We start from the raw sequence: 17,452 nt of genomic DNA, 5'->3' as shown, positions 1-17,452 counted from the left end.
AGAGCCCTCGATGAGCACCGCCCCGACCCTTCCCGACCCCGGCTCGATCGTCATGTACTCGACGAGCTGGTGCGGGTACTGCCGCCGCCTCAAGACGCAGCTCGACTCCGAGGGCATCGGCTACACCGAGGTGAACATCGAGGAGACCCCGGGGACCGCGGAGTTCGTGGAGTCGGTGAACGGCGGCAACCAGACGGTCCCGACCGTCGTCTTCCCCGACGGCTCGGCCGCGACCAACCCGTCGCTCGCGGAGGTCAAGCAGCGCCTCGCCGCCTGATCCCACCCCGTTGTGGGCATGAAATGGGCCCGGTTCGGACGTCCGAACCGGGCCCATTTCATGCCCACAACGTCTGGGGCGCTCAGGCGTCCGGGAGACGGTCGCCGAACCAGTCCTCGACGAGCGAGCGCGCGATGGACGCCCGGCCCGGGAGCAGCACCTCCTCCGCGCGCACCGCGGCGGCGAGCTCGGTGCGCGTGAACCAGCGCGCGTCGGTGAGCTCGACGCCGTCGACGTGCACGTCGGTCGTCAGCGCCCGGGCGGCGAAGCCGAGCATGAGCGACGCCGGGAACGGCCACGGCTGGCTCCCGCGGTAGGCGACCTCGCCGACGACGACGCCCGCCTCCTCCGCGACCTCGCGCCGGACCGCGCTCTCGAGCGACTCCCCGGGCTCGACGTACCCGGCGAGCGTCGAGAAGCGCCGCTCGGGCCAGTGCGCGGCGTGGCCCAGCAGCAGCCGCTCGTCGGCGCCCTCGCCGTGCACGACCGTCATGATGACCGCCGGGTCCGTGCGCGGGTACAGCTCCACGCCCTGCGCCACGCAGCGCCGCGTCCAGCCGCCGTTCTCGACCGTCGTCCGGCCGCCGCATCGCGGGCACCGGGTGTGGCTCGCGTGCCACGCCGCGAGCGCGACGGCCTCGGTCGCGAGCCCCGCCAGCGGCGCCTCGAGCCCGCCGACGAGCTCGCGCAGCCCCGACCACGACCGCTCGCGCGCGAGGACGGCGAACGGGTCGGACGCGTCGACTCCCTCGATGTCGACCTCCTCCGCGTCCGCGTCGTCGGGCAGGACGAGCGCCAGGTACGTCGTGCCGTCCCCCTCGCCGAGGAAGAGCCAGCGCGCCTGGTCCTCGTCGGCGGCGGCACCGACGTCGGACAGGGCCGCCGGGTCGATCAGCGCGACGCCGTCCGTCGGGCTCGCCCCGGCGAGCGCGAGGCGGCCGCGGTGGACGAGGACGACGCGCGTCGAGGCCTCGCCGCGCAGCGTCCGCACGAGGTCGGGCTCGCCGCGCCGGTGGGCCGCGCGGTCCAGGACCGCCCCGTCGAGCGGCAGCGGGAGGTCGAGGAGGGTGGTCCTGGGGAGCGTGCCCGACGACGGTCGGGCGGCGGGGGTGGTCACCCTCCGACCGTAGGGCACGCGACCGGCGTGGGTGCCCCGGGCGGCGGGCGGAGAGCGACTACCGTGGTCGGGTGCCTCGCTCACCGCTGACCCTCGCCGCGCTCGCGACCGCCGCCGTGCCGGGTCTCGACGCCCGCAGCGCGCTGGCCGTCGAGGACCCGGGCGACTACGACACCGCCGTCGTGACCGACGCCGACGGCGCCCGGTGGACCGTGCGCGCCCCGCGCAGCCTCCAGGCCGGGGCGGCGCTCGAGGCCGAGGCCGAGCTGCTCACCTCGCTCCAGCTCTACGCGGACACGGGCGTGCTGTCGTTCGCGGTGCCCCGCATCAGCGGCACCGCCCTCCTGCCCGAGGGCGGACGTGCGATCGTGCACCCGGCGCTCGACGGGACGACGCTCGACGTCGACGTGCTGCGCCCCGGGCCCGGGCTCGCCGCCGACCTCGGCCGTGTCCTCGCGTCGATCCACGAGCTGCCGCGCACGATCGTCGACGACGCCGGGCTGCCCGGGTACGACGTCGAGGAGTACCGGGCCCGGCGGATGGCGGAGCTCGACGAGGCCGCGGCGACCGGGAAGGTGCCGTCGGCCCTCCTGCGACGCTGGGAGACGGCGCTCGAGGACGTGTCGCTGTGGCGGTTCCAGCCGGTCGTCGTGCACGGTGACCTCGGCCCGGAGCAGGTCCTCGTCGCGCGCGGCCGCGTCGTCGCCCTCACGGACTGGGCCGGCGCGCGCGTCGCGGACCCCGCGGACGACCTCGCGTGGCTGCTCGTCTCCGCACCGCCGGAGGCGATCGACTCGATCATGGAGGCGTACCAGCTGCGCCGCACCGAGCTCACCGACAAGCACCTCGTGGACCGCGCGCTCCTCGTCGGCGAGCTCGCGCTCGCGCGCTGGCTCCTGCACGGCGTCCGGCACGGCCTCGACGACGTCGTCGCCGACGCGCTCGACATGCTCGCCGACCTCGACGACGCCACGCAGGACGCCGACGACTGACACGACGCGGCGCGCCGGCGCAGGTCGACCCCACGCCGGAGCACCCACGTCTGCGGCCGGTCCCATCGCTCAGCCCGCCAGCAGCGCCTCGATCTCCGCCTCGCCCAGGAGCCGGCGGGGGCGCACGGTCTCGTCGGACGCGACGTAGTAGAACGCGGCGTTCACCTTCTCCAGCGGCAGCCCCGTCCACCGGGACCACGCGAGCCGGTAGACCGCGAGCTGCACCTCGCGCACGCTGCGCGCCGCAGGGTCCGACGGCGCCCGCCCCGTCTTCCAGTCGACGACCACGACGGCGTCGCGCGCCCCTCCGGCGTGCTCCGGTCGCTCGGGGAACACCGCGTCGATGCGCGAGCGCAGCACCGTGCCGCCGACCGGGGTCTCGACGTCGACCTCGACCGCGACGGGGGTCCTGGTGGCCCACTCGGACGCGAGGAACGTCCGCTGCAGGGTCTCGAGGTCCGCGTCCGGGTCGAGGTCGTCGTCGTCCGCGCCGGGGAGGTCCTCGACGTCCAGGAGCGACGACGTCGTGAAGTAGCGCTCGGCCCACAGGTGGAACCGCGTGCCGCGGCGCGCGTGCACCGTGGGCTCGACCGGGACCGGGCGCCGCAGGTGCAGCGCGTACTCGTCGCGGTCGGCCGCGAGCCGCACCAGGCTCGACGCCGAGACGTGCGCCGGGAGCTCGACCTCCCGGCCCGAGCGCTCGGCCCGCTCCGCGAGCAGGACCCGGGCGAGCGCGACGAGGTCGCGCCCCTCGGCGTCGACGAGCACACCCGTGGGCGCGGTGAGCCCCGCGGGGCCGCTCCGGCCCGTGCGGACGAGGGCCGCACGCTCGACCGCCGCCGCGGTGTCGCGCAGGACGGCGCGCGCCGACCCCTCGGGCGCGTCGTCGGGAGCGGGCCACTCCCCCGTGACCTCGACGTCCTCGAGCGGGTTGGTGTCGTCGGGTCCGGGCGGGGCCGACCAGCCGTCGGCCGCCACGACCCCGGACTCCACGAGCTCGAGGAGGAACGGCGAGAGCACGCGCGGGCGGGAGCCCGTCTGCCACCACGACGCCGTGAGGTACAGCTCGCGGCGCGCCCGGGTGAACGCGACGTACGCGAGCCGGCGCTCCTCCGCGAGCTGGTGCTCGCCGCTCGCCGCGCGGAACTCGTCGCGCCGCGCCACGAGCTCCTTGGTGTCGGACGCGAGGTCGAAGCGGAACTCCGGCAGGTCGGCGGCGTCGCCGCGCAACGGGTACGGGAGCTGGCTCACGTCGGTGAGCCACCCGCTGTCCGCGCGCACCCCCGAGGACGACTGCGCCGTCGTCGGGAACACGCCGTCGACGAGCCCGGGGACGACGACGACGTCCCACTCGAGCCCCTTCGCCGCGTGCGCGGTGATGACCTGCACCGCGTCCGGGTCCGGCTCGCGCACGGGCAGGTCCAGCCCGTTCTCACGCGTCGAGGCGACCCCGAGCCACGCGAGGAACGCACCCAGGGTCACGACGTCAGCCGTCTGGGTGAACGTCGCGGCCACGTCGCGGAACGCGTCGAGGTGCTCGCGCGCGCGGTCGCTCACGGCCTCGGGGTCCACGAGGCGGCGCGACGCGAGCAGCGCCTCGTTCGTCACGGCCTCGACGTCGAGACCGAGCGCGCGCTCCGCCTCGACGACGAGCTCCGGCAGCGACAGGTAGGTGAGCCCGCGGAGCGCGCGCAGGGTCCGGGCCAGCGCCGACAGGCGGGCGTGCCCCTGCGGCGTGAGCGTGCGGCCGTCGGCGGCGGGCTCGCCCGGGCCCGGCAGGTCGTCGAGGGCGTCGACGATCGACCGGTGGTCGGCCACGTCGCCCTCCACGACCACGAGCTCGGCGCCGTCGGCCGTTCCCGCGGTGCGACGGCGCGACCCGAGGGCGCCCTCGTGCCGCGCGAGGTCCGCCGCGCGGCTGCCCAGGGCGTGCAGGTCCGCCGACCCGAGGTTGAGCCGGGGACCCGTGAGGAGCCGGACGAGCGCGTCGCCGCGCGAGGGGTCGTGCACGGCCTCGAGGAGGGCGACGACGTCGACGACCTCCGGCGTCGTCAGGAGGCCGCCGAGGCCCACGACCTCCACCGGCAGGCCGCGGCGCCGCAGCGCCACCTCGACCGCGGCGAACTGGCTGCGCTTGCGGCACAGGACCGCGGCCGTGACGCGCCCACCGGGGGCGCTCGCCGGTCGCCAGCGCGCGGCGACGAGCTCCGCGACGGCCCCTGCCTCCTCCTCGGCGGTGGCCGCGACGTGCGCGGACACCGTGCCCGGCCCCGCGCCCGGGCGCAGCGCGAGCGCGGGCACCTCGACCCGGTCGCCGCCACCCGCTCCCGCCGTCCCACGCAGCGGGCCCGCGGTCACGTTGGCCGCGGCCAGCACCGCGGCGTCGTTGCGCCACGACGTCGACAGGAAGCGCACCGCCGACCGGTCGCCCGTCGACCGCGGGAACCGGTCGGGGAACCGGGCGAGGCCGCCCGCGCTCGCGCCGCGCCAGCCGTAGATCGACTGGTGCGGGTCGCCGACGGCCGTCACGGGGTGCCCGCCGCCGAACAGGCCCGCGAGGAGCTCGACCTGTGCGTGCGACGTGTCCTGGTACTCGTCGAGCAGGACGACCCGGAACCGGGCGCGCTCCGTCTCCCCCACGACCGGCACCTCGCGCGCGAGCCGGGCCGCGAGCGCCACCTGGTCGCCGAAGTCGAGGGAGTCCGTGGCGCGCTTGCGCCGTCGGTACTCCGCGACGACGTCGAGCAGCCGGACGCGCTCCGCGACGTCGCCGACGAGCTTCTCGACCTCCTTGGTCCGGGCCTTCTGCCGCGGCCCGAGCGGCAGCGCGTCGAGCTGCTCGACGATGCCGGCGAGGCGGTCACGGGCGTCGGCGGGCTCGAGGAGGTGCTCGCCGAGCGCGCCCGACAGCCCGAGCACCGCCGCGACGACCGTGCTGAGCGCGCGGTCGGTGCCGAGGTCGTCGTCCCACCCCTCCACCACCTCGGACGCGAGCTGCCACTGCTGCGCCTCGCCCAGCAGCCGCGCCCCGGGCTCGACGCCCACGCGCAGACCGTGGTCGCCCACGAGCGACGCGGCGTACGCGTTGTACGTGGCGACCGTCGGCCGGTCGAGCAGCGACAGGGCGGACGACGCGCCGCCGCGGGCGCGCGCGAGCTGCGCGAGCCGCACCTGGACGCGCTCGGACAGCTCGCCCGCCGCCTTGCGCGTGAAGGTCAGGCCGAGCACCGCGTCCGGCGCGACGAGCTCGTTCGCGATGAGCCAGACGACGCGCGCCGCCATGGTCTCCGTCTTGCCCGACCCGGCACCGGCGACGACGAGCGTCGGCTCGAGCGGCGCCTCGATCACCTCGACCTGCTCCGGGGTCGGGCGGGGTCGGCCCAGCAGGTCCGCGATCCGCGTCGCGGACAGCGTCGGGCGCGGCGGCTCGACCGTGCCGGACGTCGTGGACTCGGGCGCGACCACGACGCCGTCGGCGGCGACCAGCCGGACCGACGGCGTCGGCTCCGGGAGCTCGAACAGCTCGCTGCTCACGCCACGACCCTCCTGCCCTCGGGCTGCACCGGGCACGCGCGCCGCACCGGGCACATCTCGCACAACCCGTTCTGGCGGGCCGTGAACGTCGCCGCCGACATGGTGCCGGCGGCGTCCTCGACGAGGTCGCGCGCCCAGCTCGAGCCGTCGGGCGCCGGGTCGAGGGCGGGCTGCGGCACGACGGCAGGGCCGACGTGAGTGCTCCCCACGTAGACGAGCTGCGCCCCCGCGCTGCGCGTCCCTTCGGGCACGTCGAGCGCGCCCGCCTCGACCGCGAGCTGGTAGGCGCCGAGCTGGGGGTGCTCCGCGCCCTCCGCCTTGGTCGCCGTACGGCGCCCCGTCTTGAGGTCGACGACCCGGACCTTGCCGTCCCCCGCGGCCTCGACCCGGTCGATGGTCCCCCGCAGGCGCGCGCGTCCGACGGTGACGTCGAACGTCGGCTCGACGAGGAGCGGCTCGCCCGCCTGCGCCACGTAGGCCGCGAGCTTCTCGATCATGCGCTCCGCACGACGGCGGAGCTGGCGCGTCGGCCAGCCCTCAGGCAGCGCGAGCTCGGCCCAGCGCCGGTCGAGCTCCGCGCGCAGCTCGGCGAGCGACCCCGACGGGTGGGACTCCGCGATCGAGTGCACGAGCGTGCCGAGGCTCTGGTGCGTCGCGTCCGGCGCGGTGCCGCCCGCGGCCTCGAGCGACCACCGCAGCGGGCAGGTCGAGACGGTCTCGACCTTCGACGGCGACACCGTCACCATCTCCTCTGCACCGCGCAGGGGTGCGGCGCTCGACACGCCCGCGACGCCGTACCAGGTCTCGGGGCGGGCCTCCGCGACACCGAGCTCGCCCAGGTCGGCCAGGAGCGTGGCCGCGGCGACCGCGCGCGCGTCCGGTACGCCGTCGTCGGCGCGAGCACTGCCGCGGTCGGCACCGGGCGCCACGCGATCGGAGCTCTCCCCCGGGGCGCCGGCGGACGCGCGGGCCTCGCGCGCCGCCGCCTCGACGAGCACGCCGCGCGCGGCGGCGACGAGCCCCCGCAGATCGAGCGGGGCACCGACGCGCACGTGCCGGCGCGCGTCCGGGTCCGCGCCGGGTGCCGGGGCGGCGCTCGTCCCACCGCCCGCGGTCGGCTGCGGAGGCCCGTCGTCGGGCCCGTCCGGGCCCGCGTCCGGCCCCTCGGGAGCGGCGGGCGGGACGACGAGGTCGCAGAACACCGACGGCGCCTCCTCCGCGTCCTGGACGGCCGTCACCACGAGCCGCCGGGTCGCGCGCGACGTCGCGACGACGAACGCGCGCAGCTCGTCCGCGAGCACCTGGGCCCGCGCCTGGGACCCCACGCCGTGCGCGTCGTGCGCGCGGCCCGCGAGGAGCTCGACGAGCGCCTGCGACCCGAGCAGCGAGTCGCGCAGGCGCAGGTCGGGCCAGACGCCGTCCTGCACGCCCGCGACCACGACGACGTCCCACTCGCGGCCCGCGGCGCCCGCGGGCGTCAGCGCCGCCACGGCGTCGGCGCCGCTCGCGCTCGCCGCGAGCGAGTCGGCCGGCAGGTCCTGCGACGCCAGGTACTCGACGAACGCCTCGGCCGGCGCGCCGGGCATGCGGTCCACGAACGTCTCCGCCGCGCGGAACAGCGCGAGCACCGCGTCGAGGTCGCGGTCCGCGCGCGCCCCGGCCGGGCCGCCGTCGAGCGCCGCCGACCGCCACCGCTCCGCGAGACCGGTCGCCGCCCACACCGCCCACAGCACGGTCTGCGCCGTCGCGCCGGTCTCGGCCGCTGCCGTCCGGCCCGCCGCGAGCGCTCGCGCGACGGCGACCGGGCCGCGGCGCACGGTCGGGGCCAGCGTCGCCGCGCGTGCCGGGTCCTGCAGCAGCTCGACGAGCAGCGCGTCCGACGAGCGTCCGCCCCCGCCCTCGAGCTCCTCGGCCCGCAGCGCCCGCCGCAGCCGGCGGAGCGCGACGACGTCGAGCGCGCCGACGGGCGACGTGAGCAGGGCCGCCGCGGTGAACGGGTCCAGTGCCTCGGCGTCGTCCGGGTCCGCGACGCACACGCGGACCGCGGCGAGCAGCGGTGCGACGGCCGGCTCGTCGCGCAGCGGGACGTCGGAGCCGAGCAGCGTGACCGGCACCGAGGCGGCGACGAGCTCGCGGCGGAGCGCCGCGAGGCGGGTCCCGGTGCGGGCGACGACCGCCATCCGGTGCCACGGGGTGCCGTGCAGCAGGTGCTCGGCCCGCAGCTCGCGCGCCACGAACGCGGCCTCCTGCGCGACGGCGGACAGCACGGCGACCTGGACGGGTGGCGTGCCTGCACCGGCGTCACCGTCCGAGCCTGCTCCCTGCGGCGCGTCGACCTGGCGAGACGCGCCGTCCGCCGCCGCGTCCCCGACCGCCACCTCGGCAACGTGCGCGTGCCGGGGCGAGGCACCGCGGTGCACGGCTCCGGCGACGGTGCCGACCTGCGCCGCGACCCGGCGCGTCACGTCCCGCAGCGCGGAGTCCTGCCGCCACGCGGTGCCGAGCACGGCCACGCGTGCCCCGAGCTCGCCGCGCCGGGCACCGTCCTTGCGGGCGGGCGCCGAGGCGCGGCCGACGAGGCCCGGGCTCGCGCCACGGAAGGTCTGCACCGCGGAGTCGGGGTCGCCGAGCAGCACGAGCCGTGCGCCGTCGTCGTGCAGCACGTGCAGCAGCCGCGCGGTCGCGACCGTCGCCTCCTGGTAGTCGTCCACGACGACGAGGTCCCAGCGCGGCCGGGCGGCGTCGGGCACCTCGTCGTCCCACGCGAGCAGGGCCTCGGCCGCCTCGTCGACCACGATCGCCGGGTCGAACCGGGCGCCCGCGTCCGGCGTCCCCGAGCGCAGCGCCGTGACGTCGAGGTACTCCGCGAAGAGCTGGGCGCCGAGCGTCCACTCGGGGCGCTCGTAGCGGTCGCCCAGCGCGGCGAGGTCGCCGGGCGTCAGCCCGCGCTCGGCGGCGCGCATGAGGAGGTCGCGGAGCTCCTGGCGCAGGCCCCGGAGCCCGAGCGCCTCCTCCGGCAGCCCCGGCGGCAGGACCAGGGGCGAGCCCAGGTGCGCGAGGTCGCCCTCGAGGTGACCCTCCAGCAGCTCGGAGAGCACGAGGTCCTGCTCCGGTCCGGAGATGAGCGTCGGGACGGGCTCCCCCAGCGCGGCCGCACGCTCGCGCAGCACGGCGAAGGCAGCCGAGGCCGCGGTGCGCACCATCGGCGCCCCGACGGTACGGCGCGCGCGCGCCGACAGGCGGTCCCGGAGCGCCGCCGCCGCGCGGCGCGACGAGGCGAGGAGCAGGATGCGCTCGGGGGCGAGGCCGTCGGCGAGCGCAGCGAGCACGACCTCCTGCGCGACGAGCGTCTTCCCGGTGCCGGGCGCCCCGACGACGAGCGTCGCGCCCGGCCCGGCCGCCGCGGCGAGCGCCGCGCGCTGGGAGTCGTCGAGCGTGACGTCGGCCTCGTGGTCGCGAGGCCGCGCGACGAGGCGAGGGGCGGTCGTCCGGGGCACGGACCCGATCCCATCACGTGCCACCCACACCGCCGGCGTCGCCGACGGCGCGGCGAGAACCGCCGCTACGGCACGGGCCACCCGTTGGTCAGGCACCCCTGGGCCGAGATCGACTGCTGCACCATCACCGGCGCGACGGCCCCCGGGGCCGGGCAGTCCTCGTGGCCGTGCCCGAGCACGTGACCCACCTCGTGGTTCACCAGGTACTGGCGGTACGTCGCGACGTCGTCACCGAAGTCGGGGGCGCCGAGCACCCAGCGCTCGAAGTTGAGCACCGCGACGCCGGACACGGAGTTGCCGCACGAGTACTTCCCCTCGGTCGCGAGCGGGGCGCACATCCGGTCGGTCGTGGCGGGGCTCGCGAGCACGACGCGGATCGACGCGTCGTCGGCAGCCGTCCGGGAGAACGTCACGCCGTCGGGGCCGGACCACCCGCGCGGGTCGTTGAGCGTGGCGAGCACCGCCGTCGCGAGGACCTCGCCGTCCACCGGCAGGCCCTGCTCGACCTCGACCCGCACGGAGCGCACGGTGCCCGCCCCGGGCGCGGGGGCCTCCCCCGGGACGACGACGAGCGCGCCCCCGAGGTCCGGCGCGACGACGACGTCGCCCACGAGCCCGGAGCCGGGTTCGGCGACCGGGGCCGCGGGCGCCGTCGGCGTGGGCTCCGGCACCGGGTCCGCGGCCGGCGTCGTCGGCGGGGCCGCAGGAGCGAGCGGCGCGACCACGTCCGGGCGCGGCGCGACGAGCTCCCGCAGGTCCGGCCCCTGCGCGACGTCGCCCGCGCGCTCCGCCCCGGACCGGCTCACCGCGTCGGGCTCGTCGCGGACCGGGGCGGGCGGGTCCTGGCGGTCCGCCGAGACCGGCGCGGTCGCGCCCGGGACGTCCCAGACCTCCGCCGTCGCGGCGCCGCCGCCGAAGCCGACGACGAGGCACGCGGCGACCGCCGCACCGTGCCGCAGACCCCGTGAGGAGCGCTTCACGCGCGCTGTCGACGGGCGGTTCGGGGGGGTATGTCTGTCGGGCACCCGCCCATCGTCCCACTCCTCGCGACGCCCGGTCGACACCGCCCTCCGTTTCCGTATCCTCCCCCCATGACGGGAGCCAGCGAGGGACGCACGCGCGGCACGGCCGGGCCGCCCGTCGCCGCGCGCACCCGGATGCCCCGGGACGAGCGGCGGACGCAGCTCTTGACGATCGCCGAGGAGCTCTTCGCCTCCCACGGGTACCACCACATCTCGATGGACGACATCGCGGACCGCGCCGGGGTCGGCAAGCCCGTGCTCTACCGGCACTTCCCCTCGAAGCTCGACCTCTACCTCGCGCTCATCGACGACCAGGGCGACCGCCTGGTCCGCGCCGTCCACGTCACGCTCGACCCGTTCCGCGAGCCGGCCCCGGGGATCTCCGCGAGCGACCTCGACGCGCTCGCGGTCGACGGGCTCGCCGTCATCGAGGGCATCGTCCGGGCGTACGTCGCCTACGCGCGCACGGCCGGCAGGTCCGCGGCGCTGCTCTTCGAGTCCGACGTCATGCGCGACCCGGTGGTGCGGGCGCGCGTGCTCGCCCCCGACGCCCGCATCGCGGGGGCGTTCGCCGACGTGCTCGTCCGGATCACGGACCTCGACGCCGACGAGGCGCTCGTCGTCTCGCGGACGTGCACCGCCGTGGGCCGCGCGGCGGCGACCGAGGCCGTGCGGCCGGACGGGACCGCGTCGGCCGACGACGTCACCCGGCTCGTCCCGCGCCTCGTCTGGCGCGGCGTGCACGGGATGCTCCGCCGACCGCGGGCCGGGGCGCCGGACGCCGCGGGGACGTCGACGAGCGGCGTCGCCCCCGAACCGGGCGCGGACGCGGCGCTCGACGGGTCGACCGCGGGAATCTGACTACTATCGAACGCGTTGTCGCCGGTGGGACGCCCACGGGCGGCCCGAGACCCGTCGTCGCTGCGCCTGGCGCAGCCGCTGTGAGGAGATGCTGTGGAAGTCACGATCGGTGTGCAGAACCTGGCCCGTGAGCTCGTCGTCGACACGGACCTGTCCGCCGACGCCGTGGCGACCGCCGTCGCCGACGCCCTCGGCGGCGCCCCCGCCCTCGAGCTCACCGACTCGCGCGGTCGCCGCGTGATCGTCCCGACCGCGTCGCTCGGCTACGTCGAGATCGGCACCGAGGAGCAGCGCAAGGTCGGTTTCGGCTCTCTCTGACCGCCACGACCAGACCGTCGACGACGCCGCCGTCGCGCCCCGGGCGCGGCGGCGGCGTCGTCATGCCGCCAGACCCAGGCGGTCCATGCGCCGGGAGTGCTCCGCCGTGAGGCGCGAGAAGACCCACGACTGGGTCGCGGGCGCCGGGCCGCTCGACGCGGCGTCGGCCGTCGCGTCGACCCCTGCCGCGACCAGGCGCGCGAGCGCGGGCCGCTGAGCGAGGACGACGCCCACGACGCCGAGCGCCTCGCCGACGAGGCGCCGGCCCCACAGCGCGAGGCGGGACGCGAGCACCGGGTCCGCGGCGGCGGCGTCGGCGATGACGGGGGCGTAGCGCTGGGACGGCGTGTCCTGCGTGAGCGCGTCCACGACGACGGCGCGCGAGCGCTCGTCGAGCCCCTGGGCGGCGAGCAGGCAGAAGTCGTCCGCGACGCCCTGGCCCACGTACCCCTTGAGGATCCCCTCCCACCAGGTGCTCGGACGGGTGCGGGCGTCGAAGTCGTCGAACAGTCCGTCGAACGCGGTCATGCAGTCGGCGGGGTCGCCGCCCAGCTCGTCCACGCGGACGAGCACGCGCTCCTGGCGGTCCAGCATGGCTGCCGCGAGGCGCGAGAGCGCCTGGCGCTGGCGCAGCGTGGGCGCGTGCGCGGCGTCACCCGCGAGGCGGCCGAAGCTCGCGAGCTCGGTGTAGGCGACGAGGCCGAGCAGCTCTACCGCGTCCGCGTGGTCCGCCGTGGGCAGGGTCAGGGGGCTCGCGTGCTCGGCGTCGCTCATCGGGCCAGGATAGTTCTCCGATATCATGGCGGACGTACATCGGTTGCCCGGTCGTCCAGACCTCACGCTCGTCACGCGAACGACGACGGCACGGCACGGTCCGCGACGCGGGCCGGGCCACGACATTCACGATCGGCTGCCGGCCACGAGGTGCGTACGACCGCGACCGGGAACCTCCCGGGACCGGGCCCCGTCGGGCCCGCCGACGGTCGCGCGTGCCCGAACGAGACAGAGGCACCAGTGACCACCACAGACGCCACCAGCACCGACGCGACGCCGGACGTGAGCGCCGACGCGACCGCGGTCGCCGCGAGCGTGCACGCCGAGAACACGTCCTTCGCCGACTTCGGCGTGCGCCCCGAGATCGTCGACGCGCTCGCCGACGCCGGGATCACCCACCCCTTCCCCATCCAGGCGATGACGCTCCCGGTCGCGATGTCGGGACACGACATCATCGGCCAGGCCAAGACCGGGACGGGCAAGACCCTCGGCTTCGGCGTGCCGCTCCTGCACCGCGTCGTCGCCCCGGGCGAGCCCGGCTTCGACGAGCTGCCCTCCCCCGGCAAGCCGCAGGCGCTCGTCGTCGTCCCCACGCGCGAGCTCGCCGTCCAGGTCGCGAACGACCTCGCCACGGCTTCCAAGCGCCGCTCGGTGCGGATCGTCCAGCTCTACGGCGGCCGTGCGTACGAGCCGCAGGTCGAGGCGCTGACGCGCGGCGTCGAGGTCGTCGTCGGCACCCCCGGCCGCATGATCGACCTCATGAACCAGGGCCACCTCAACCTCACGCGTGCCGCGACCGTGGTGCTCGACGAGGCGGACGAGATGCTCGACCTCGGGTTCCTGCCCGACGTGGAGAAGATCCTCGCCCGCACGCCCGCGCAGCGGCACACGATGCTCTTCTCGGCGACCATGCCGGGCGCCGTCGTCTCGATGGCGCGCCGCTACATGAAGCAGCCGACGCACATCCGCGCGAACGACCCGGACGACGGCGGCCAGACGGTCAAGAACATCGAGCAGGTCGTCTACCGCGCGCACGCCCTGGACAAGGTCGAGATGCTCGCGCGCATCCTCCAGGCCGAGGGCCGCGGTCGCACGATCGTGTTCGCCCGCACCAAGCGCACCGCGGCCAAGGTCGCCGACGAGCTCGTCGACCGCGGCTTCGCGGCCGGCTCGATCCACGGCGACCTGGGCCAGGGCGCGCGCGAGCAGGCGCTGCGCGCGTTCCGCAACGGCAAGATCGACGTGCTCGTCGCGACCGACGTCGCGGCGCGCGGCATCGACGTCGAGGACGTCACGCACGTCGTGAACTACCAGTGCCCCGAGGACGAGAAGACCTACCTGCACCGCACCGGCCGCACGGGCCGCGCGGGCAACAAGGGCACCGCGGTCACGTTCGTGGACTGGGACGACATGCCCCGCTGGTCGCTCATCGACAAGGCGCTCGGCCTCGACATCCCGGAGCCGGTCGAGACGTACTCGAGCTCGCCGCACCTGTACACGGACCTGCACATCCCCGCGGGCACCAAGGGCCGCCTCCCCAGGGACCGGCGCACGCTCGCCGGGCTCGACGCGGAGGAGATCGAGGACCTCGGCGAGACCGGCAAGCGGCACACGCCGGCCGGGGGTTCGCGCGGTCGCCAGGGCGGCCGGTCCGACGGCGGTCGCAGCCGGGGCGAGCAGGGTGACCGCGGACGGTCGGGCGGCCAGGGCCGTTCCGGCGGGCGTCGCGCGGAGGGCGAGCGCGCGGGCGGTCGCCCCGAGGGCGAGCCGACCGACGCCGCGGGCACGCCGTCCGAGAACGCGCCCTCGGAGGGCGGCGAGCGCCGCCGTCGGTCCCGCAACCGTCGCCGCACGCGCGGCGGCCGCCCCGTCGAGCAGGGCGGCGCCGAGGCGACCCAGCCCGCGGAGTAGCCCGCGCGACGGGGCCTCGTCCCGAGCCCGACGACGAACCCCGGGTCGCTCCTCACGGTCACCACGCCGTGGGGAGCGACCCGGGGTTCGTCGCGTCCGGGACCGTCAGTGCACGTGCGCGTCCCGGCCAGCGAACCACACCGCGACGCCCTGGACGGCGGCCGCCGCGACGAGCAGGAAGAGCGGCAGCGTCCACGCGCCCGTGGCGTCGTGCGCGAGCCCGAGGCCGAGCGGCCCGGTCGCCGCGAGCAGGTACCCGGCGCTCTGCGCCATGCCGGAGAGCTCGGACGTGTGGGCGGCGTCGCGGGCCCGCAGGGCCATGAGGGTGAGCGCGAGGCTGATGCCGCCGCCCTGGCCGAGACCCACGAGCACGACCCAGAGCGCTGCGGCGCCGGGGGCGAGGGCCAGCCCGAGCAGGCCCGTCCCGACGAGGACGACGAGCGCGACCCCGATGCCCCGCTGGCGGCGCATGCGTCCGGCGAGGATCGGCGTCACGAACGACCCGAGGATGCCGGCGAGGTTGCACAGCGCGAGGAGCCAGCCGCCCGCCTCCGGCGTCCTCCCGAGCGCGACCATGATCTCCGGGAGCCATGCGTTGACGGCGTAGAACGACAGCGACTGCATGCCCATGACGACCGTGACCGCCCAGGCGAGCGGGCTCCGCCACACCGCGGAACGGGCGACCCCGGCGCCCGCGCCCGCGCCGAACGCCGTCGACCCGGCCGGGTCGGGCCGCAGCGCGCGCGGCACCCACACGAGCACGCCGAGGACGGCGAGCACGCCCCACGTCGCGAGCGCCCCGCGCCAGTCGAGACCGGCCGCGGTCGCGACCGGGAGCGTCAGCCCTGCGGCGAGCGCGGCGCCGCCCGACAGCGCCATCGAGTACAGCCCGGTCATGAGGCCGATGCGGTCGGCGAAGTCGCGCTTGATGAGCGCGGGCAGCAGGACGTTCCCGAGGCCGATCGCGCACCCGGCGACCACGGTCCCGGCGAAGAGCCCCCACGTCTCGGGGACGAGCCGGAGGGCGAAGCCGACGCACAGCACGACGAGGCTGACGAAGAGCGCACGCTCGAGCCCCCAACGCCGCGCGAGCACGGGCGCGAGCGGCGCGAGGAGCCCGAAGCACAGGACGGGCAGCGTCGTGAGCACGCCCGCCGCCGTCGCGCTGAGCCCCAGGTCCGCCCGGATCTCGCCGAGCAGCGGCGAGATCGCGACGACGGCCGGACGCAGGTTGAGCGACGCGAGGACGATCGCGACGACCGCCCCCACGCCCAGCGGTCGGCGCAGCCCGCTCACGCGTCGGCCTCCGCGGCCCCGGCCTGCTCCGTGGCGGCCGCCACGAGGTGCGCGCGCACGGCGTCGATCGTCGCGGCGACCGCGCTCTCGGCGGCGTCGGCGTCGCCCGCCCGGATCGCGGCCACGACCTCCTCGTGTCCGGGGACGTCCCGGTGGTGCCGGCGCTGCTCCCCCGAGGGGAAGGTCCGGACGAGCGCGTGGTCGAGGCCGTCGTACAGGTCGGCGAGCAGCGGGTTGCCGGCCGCGCGCACCACCTCGGCGTGGAACGCGACGTCGGCGGCCTGGAACGTGTCCTCGTCGGCGTCGCGGGCTGCGGCCTGCGCCGCGAGCGCGGCATCGAGCCGGGCGAGCGCGCCCGCGTCGTGCCGTCCCGCCGCCGCCCGCGCCGCTCCGCGCTCGAGGATGCCGCGCACGTCGAGCACGTGGAAGGCGTCGGTCGTCCGTGCGCGACGGGCCAGGGCGGCGTCGAGGCCGTCGGCCGCGCGGACGTAGGTACCGTCGCCGCGCCGGGGCTCCAGGACGCCCGCGTGCTCGAGCGCGCGCACCGCCTCGCGCACGGTGTTGCGGCCCACGCCCAGCTCGGCCACGAGCTCGGGCTCCGGCGGGATCCGGGAGCCCACCGGCCACTCTCCCCGAGCGATGCGTTCGCTGAGCCGTTCGACGACGAGCTCGGACACCTTGCGGGGCGGGACGATCGGCTGATTCACCGAAAGAACCTAACATCCCCTGTTTGGCCTCGGTGACGACGGGAGGCCGTACGGGGTCTCTCGTACGGGGATTGACCAGCACGCGCCGCCGGGAGCACCTTGCGCGGGACCGCTCCTCGATGACGAAAGCGAGACCCACCATGTCCCCCACCACCCCACGACGCCGACGGCTGAGCAGGCTGCTCGCGCTCGTCGCCTCGGCGACGCTCGTCGGGACGCTGCTCTCCGGGACCACCACCGCCACCGCCGCGGACACCGAGCTCGCCGTCAACGGCGGGTTCGAGTCGGGGCTGTCGGGGTGGACCTGCTCCGGCTCGACGGGCCAGGCGACCGCGAGCCCGGTCCGCACCGGCAGCGGGGCCCTGCGGGCCACGCCCGCGGGCGCCGACAACGCGCGCTGCTCGCAGTCCGTGGCGGTACGGCCGTCCTCGACGTACACGCTCAGCGCGTGGGTCCAGGGCGCGTACGTGTACCTCGGGGCGAGCGGCGCGACCGCGCAGGACGTCTCGACGTGGACGCCGTCGGCCTCGACCTGGCAGCGCCTCAGCGTCACGTTCACCACGTCGGCGACGGCCACGACGGCGACGGTGTTCCTGCACGGCTGGTACGGCCAGCCGGCCTACGTCGTCGACGACGTGAGCCTCGTGGGCCCGGGCGGCGGCACGACGCAGCCGCCCGCCACCCCCACCGGCCTCACCGCCGGCACGCCCACCGCCAGCAGCGTGCCGCTCACCTGGGGTGCCGTGACCGGCGCGACCGGCTACGCCGTCTACCGCGACGGCACCAAGGTCGCCACCACCACGAGCCCGTCCACGACCGTCACCGGGCTCGCCGCCTCCACCGCCTACTCCTTCCAGGTCACCGCCACCAACAGCGCCGGCGAGTCCGCCCGCTCCACCGCCGTCACCGCGACCACGACCGGTGGCACCACGCAGCCACCCGCCACCCCCACCGGCCTCACCGCCGGCACGCCCACCGCCAGCAGCGTCCTCCTCACCTGGGGCGCCGTGACCAATGCCACCGGGTACGCCGTCTACCGCGACGGCACCAAGGTCGCCACCACCACGACCCCGTCCACGACCGTCACCGGGCTCGCCGCCTCCACCGCCTACTCCTTCCAGGTCACCGCCACCAACAGCGCCGGCG

Annotated in this window: 13 protein-coding genes; 6 read left to right on the top strand and 7 right to left on the bottom strand. The window is 76.7% G+C overall.

Features of this window, described 5'->3' with window-relative positions:
• The first annotated feature begins 10 nt into the window (after positions 1–10).
• On the top strand, positions 11–277 hold the full coding sequence (locus tag NF338_RS16585; RefSeq protein ID WP_087471442.1) for a mycoredoxin: 267 nt from the start codon (positions 11–13) through the stop codon (positions 275–277).
• Positions 278–359: 82 nt separating this feature from the next.
• Here the strand turns inward: NF338_RS16585 and nudC are convergent, their stop codons facing one another.
• On the bottom strand, positions 360–1,394 hold the full coding sequence (gene nudC, locus NF338_RS16580; RefSeq protein ID WP_264031797.1) for an NAD(+) diphosphatase: 1,035 nt from the start codon (positions 1,392–1,394) through the stop codon (positions 360–362).
• Positions 1,395–1,465: 71 nt separating this feature from the next.
• Here nudC and NF338_RS16575 point away from each other — a divergent pair, with 71 nt between their 5' ends.
• Positions 1,466–2,386, top strand: a complete 921-nt coding sequence (locus NF338_RS16575; protein ID WP_264031796.1) for a phosphotransferase — start codon at positions 1,466–1,468, stop codon at positions 2,384–2,386.
• Positions 2,387–2,455: 69 nt separating this feature from the next.
• Here NF338_RS16575 and NF338_RS16570 read toward each other — a convergent pair whose 3' ends face one another.
• The 3 genes from NF338_RS16570 to NF338_RS16560 form a co-directional block, all read right to left on the bottom strand.
• Positions 2,456–5,851 (bottom strand): ATP-dependent DNA helicase, encoded by a 3,396-nt coding sequence (locus tag NF338_RS16570; protein WP_264031949.1) that lies wholly within the window; start codon positions 5,849–5,851, stop codon positions 2,456–2,458.
• 65 nt (positions 5,852–5,916) lie between these two features.
• Entirely contained in the window at positions 5,917–9,417 is a 3,501-nt protein-coding gene (locus tag NF338_RS16565) for a UrvD/REP family ATP-dependent DNA helicase (RefSeq protein ID WP_264031795.1), read from the bottom strand.
• Between the two features lie 65 nt (positions 9,418–9,482).
• Positions 9,483–10,397 carry a DUF3152 domain-containing protein gene (locus NF338_RS16560; RefSeq protein ID WP_264031794.1) on the bottom strand — a complete coding sequence of 305 codons (915 nt, stop codon included), beginning with the start codon at positions 10,395–10,397 and terminating at the stop codon, positions 9,483–9,485.
• Between the two features lie 111 nt (positions 10,398–10,508).
• Here NF338_RS16560 and NF338_RS16555 point away from each other — a divergent pair, with 111 nt between their 5' ends.
• The gene (locus NF338_RS16555; RefSeq protein WP_264031793.1) at positions 10,509–11,300 is read left to right on the top strand and encodes a TetR/AcrR family transcriptional regulator; all 792 of its coding nucleotides are present in this window, start codon (positions 10,509–10,511) and stop codon (positions 11,298–11,300) included.
• A 93-nt stretch (positions 11,301–11,393) separates the two neighbouring features.
• Positions 11,394–11,618 (top strand): DUF3107 domain-containing protein, encoded by a 225-nt coding sequence (locus NF338_RS16550; protein ID WP_205205335.1) that lies wholly within the window; start codon positions 11,394–11,396, stop codon positions 11,616–11,618.
• A 60-nt stretch (positions 11,619–11,678) separates the two neighbouring features.
• On the opposite strand, the gene NF338_RS16545 is transcribed toward NF338_RS16550, so the two are convergent.
• The gene (locus tag NF338_RS16545; RefSeq protein ID WP_264031792.1) at positions 11,679–12,392 is read right to left on the bottom strand and encodes a ferritin-like domain-containing protein; all 714 of its coding nucleotides are present in this window, start codon (positions 12,390–12,392) and stop codon (positions 11,679–11,681) included.
• A gap of 240 nt (positions 12,393–12,632) precedes the next feature.
• On the opposite strand from NF338_RS16545, the gene NF338_RS16540 reads away from it, so the two are divergent.
• On the top strand, positions 12,633–14,303 hold the full coding sequence (locus NF338_RS16540; protein ID WP_412847073.1) for a DEAD/DEAH box helicase: 1,671 nt from the start codon (positions 12,633–12,635) through the stop codon (positions 14,301–14,303).
• Positions 14,304–14,408: 105 nt separating this feature from the next.
• Here the strand turns inward: NF338_RS16540 and NF338_RS16535 are convergent, their stop codons facing one another.
• Positions 14,409–15,599 carry a CynX/NimT family MFS transporter gene (locus NF338_RS16535; RefSeq protein WP_264031791.1) on the bottom strand — a complete coding sequence of 397 codons (1,191 nt, stop codon included), beginning with the start codon at positions 15,597–15,599 and terminating at the stop codon, positions 14,409–14,411.
• Positions 15,596–16,306, bottom strand: coding sequence for a FadR/GntR family transcriptional regulator (locus tag NF338_RS16530; RefSeq protein ID WP_264031790.1), 711 nt, complete (start codon positions 16,304–16,306; stop codon positions 15,596–15,598). The genes NF338_RS16535 and NF338_RS16530 overlap by 4 nt, the downstream gene beginning before the upstream one ends.
• A gap of 140 nt (positions 16,307–16,446) precedes the next feature.
• Here NF338_RS16530 and NF338_RS16525 point away from each other — a divergent pair.
• Positions 16,447–17,452 (top strand): carbohydrate binding domain-containing protein (locus tag NF338_RS16525; RefSeq protein ID WP_264031789.1); only part of this gene is annotated, 1,006 nt, incomplete at its 3' end.

Origin of the sequence: Cellulosimicrobium sp. SH8, from assembly GCF_025818875.1 — a bacterium.
GTDB lineage: Bacteria > Actinomycetota > Actinomycetes > Actinomycetales > Cellulomonadaceae > Cellulosimicrobium > Cellulosimicrobium cellulans_D.
Note: the sequence above shows the minus strand (reverse complement) of the source record. Positions and strands in the feature narration are given on the sequence as shown.

Excerpts from the sequence above, each read along its gene's own strand:
- NF338_RS16585 (WP_087471442.1), top strand. The coding sequence starts at position 11 with ATGAGCACCGCCCCGACCCTTCCCGACCCCGGCTCGATCGTCATGTAC.
- NF338_RS16555 (WP_264031793.1), top strand. The coding sequence starts at position 10,509 with ATGACGGGAGCCAGCGAGGGACGCACGCGCGGCACGGCCGGGCCGCCC.
- NF338_RS16545 (WP_264031792.1), bottom strand. The coding sequence starts at position 12,392 with ATGAGCGACGCCGAGCACGCGAGCCCCCTGACCCTGCCCACGGCGGAC.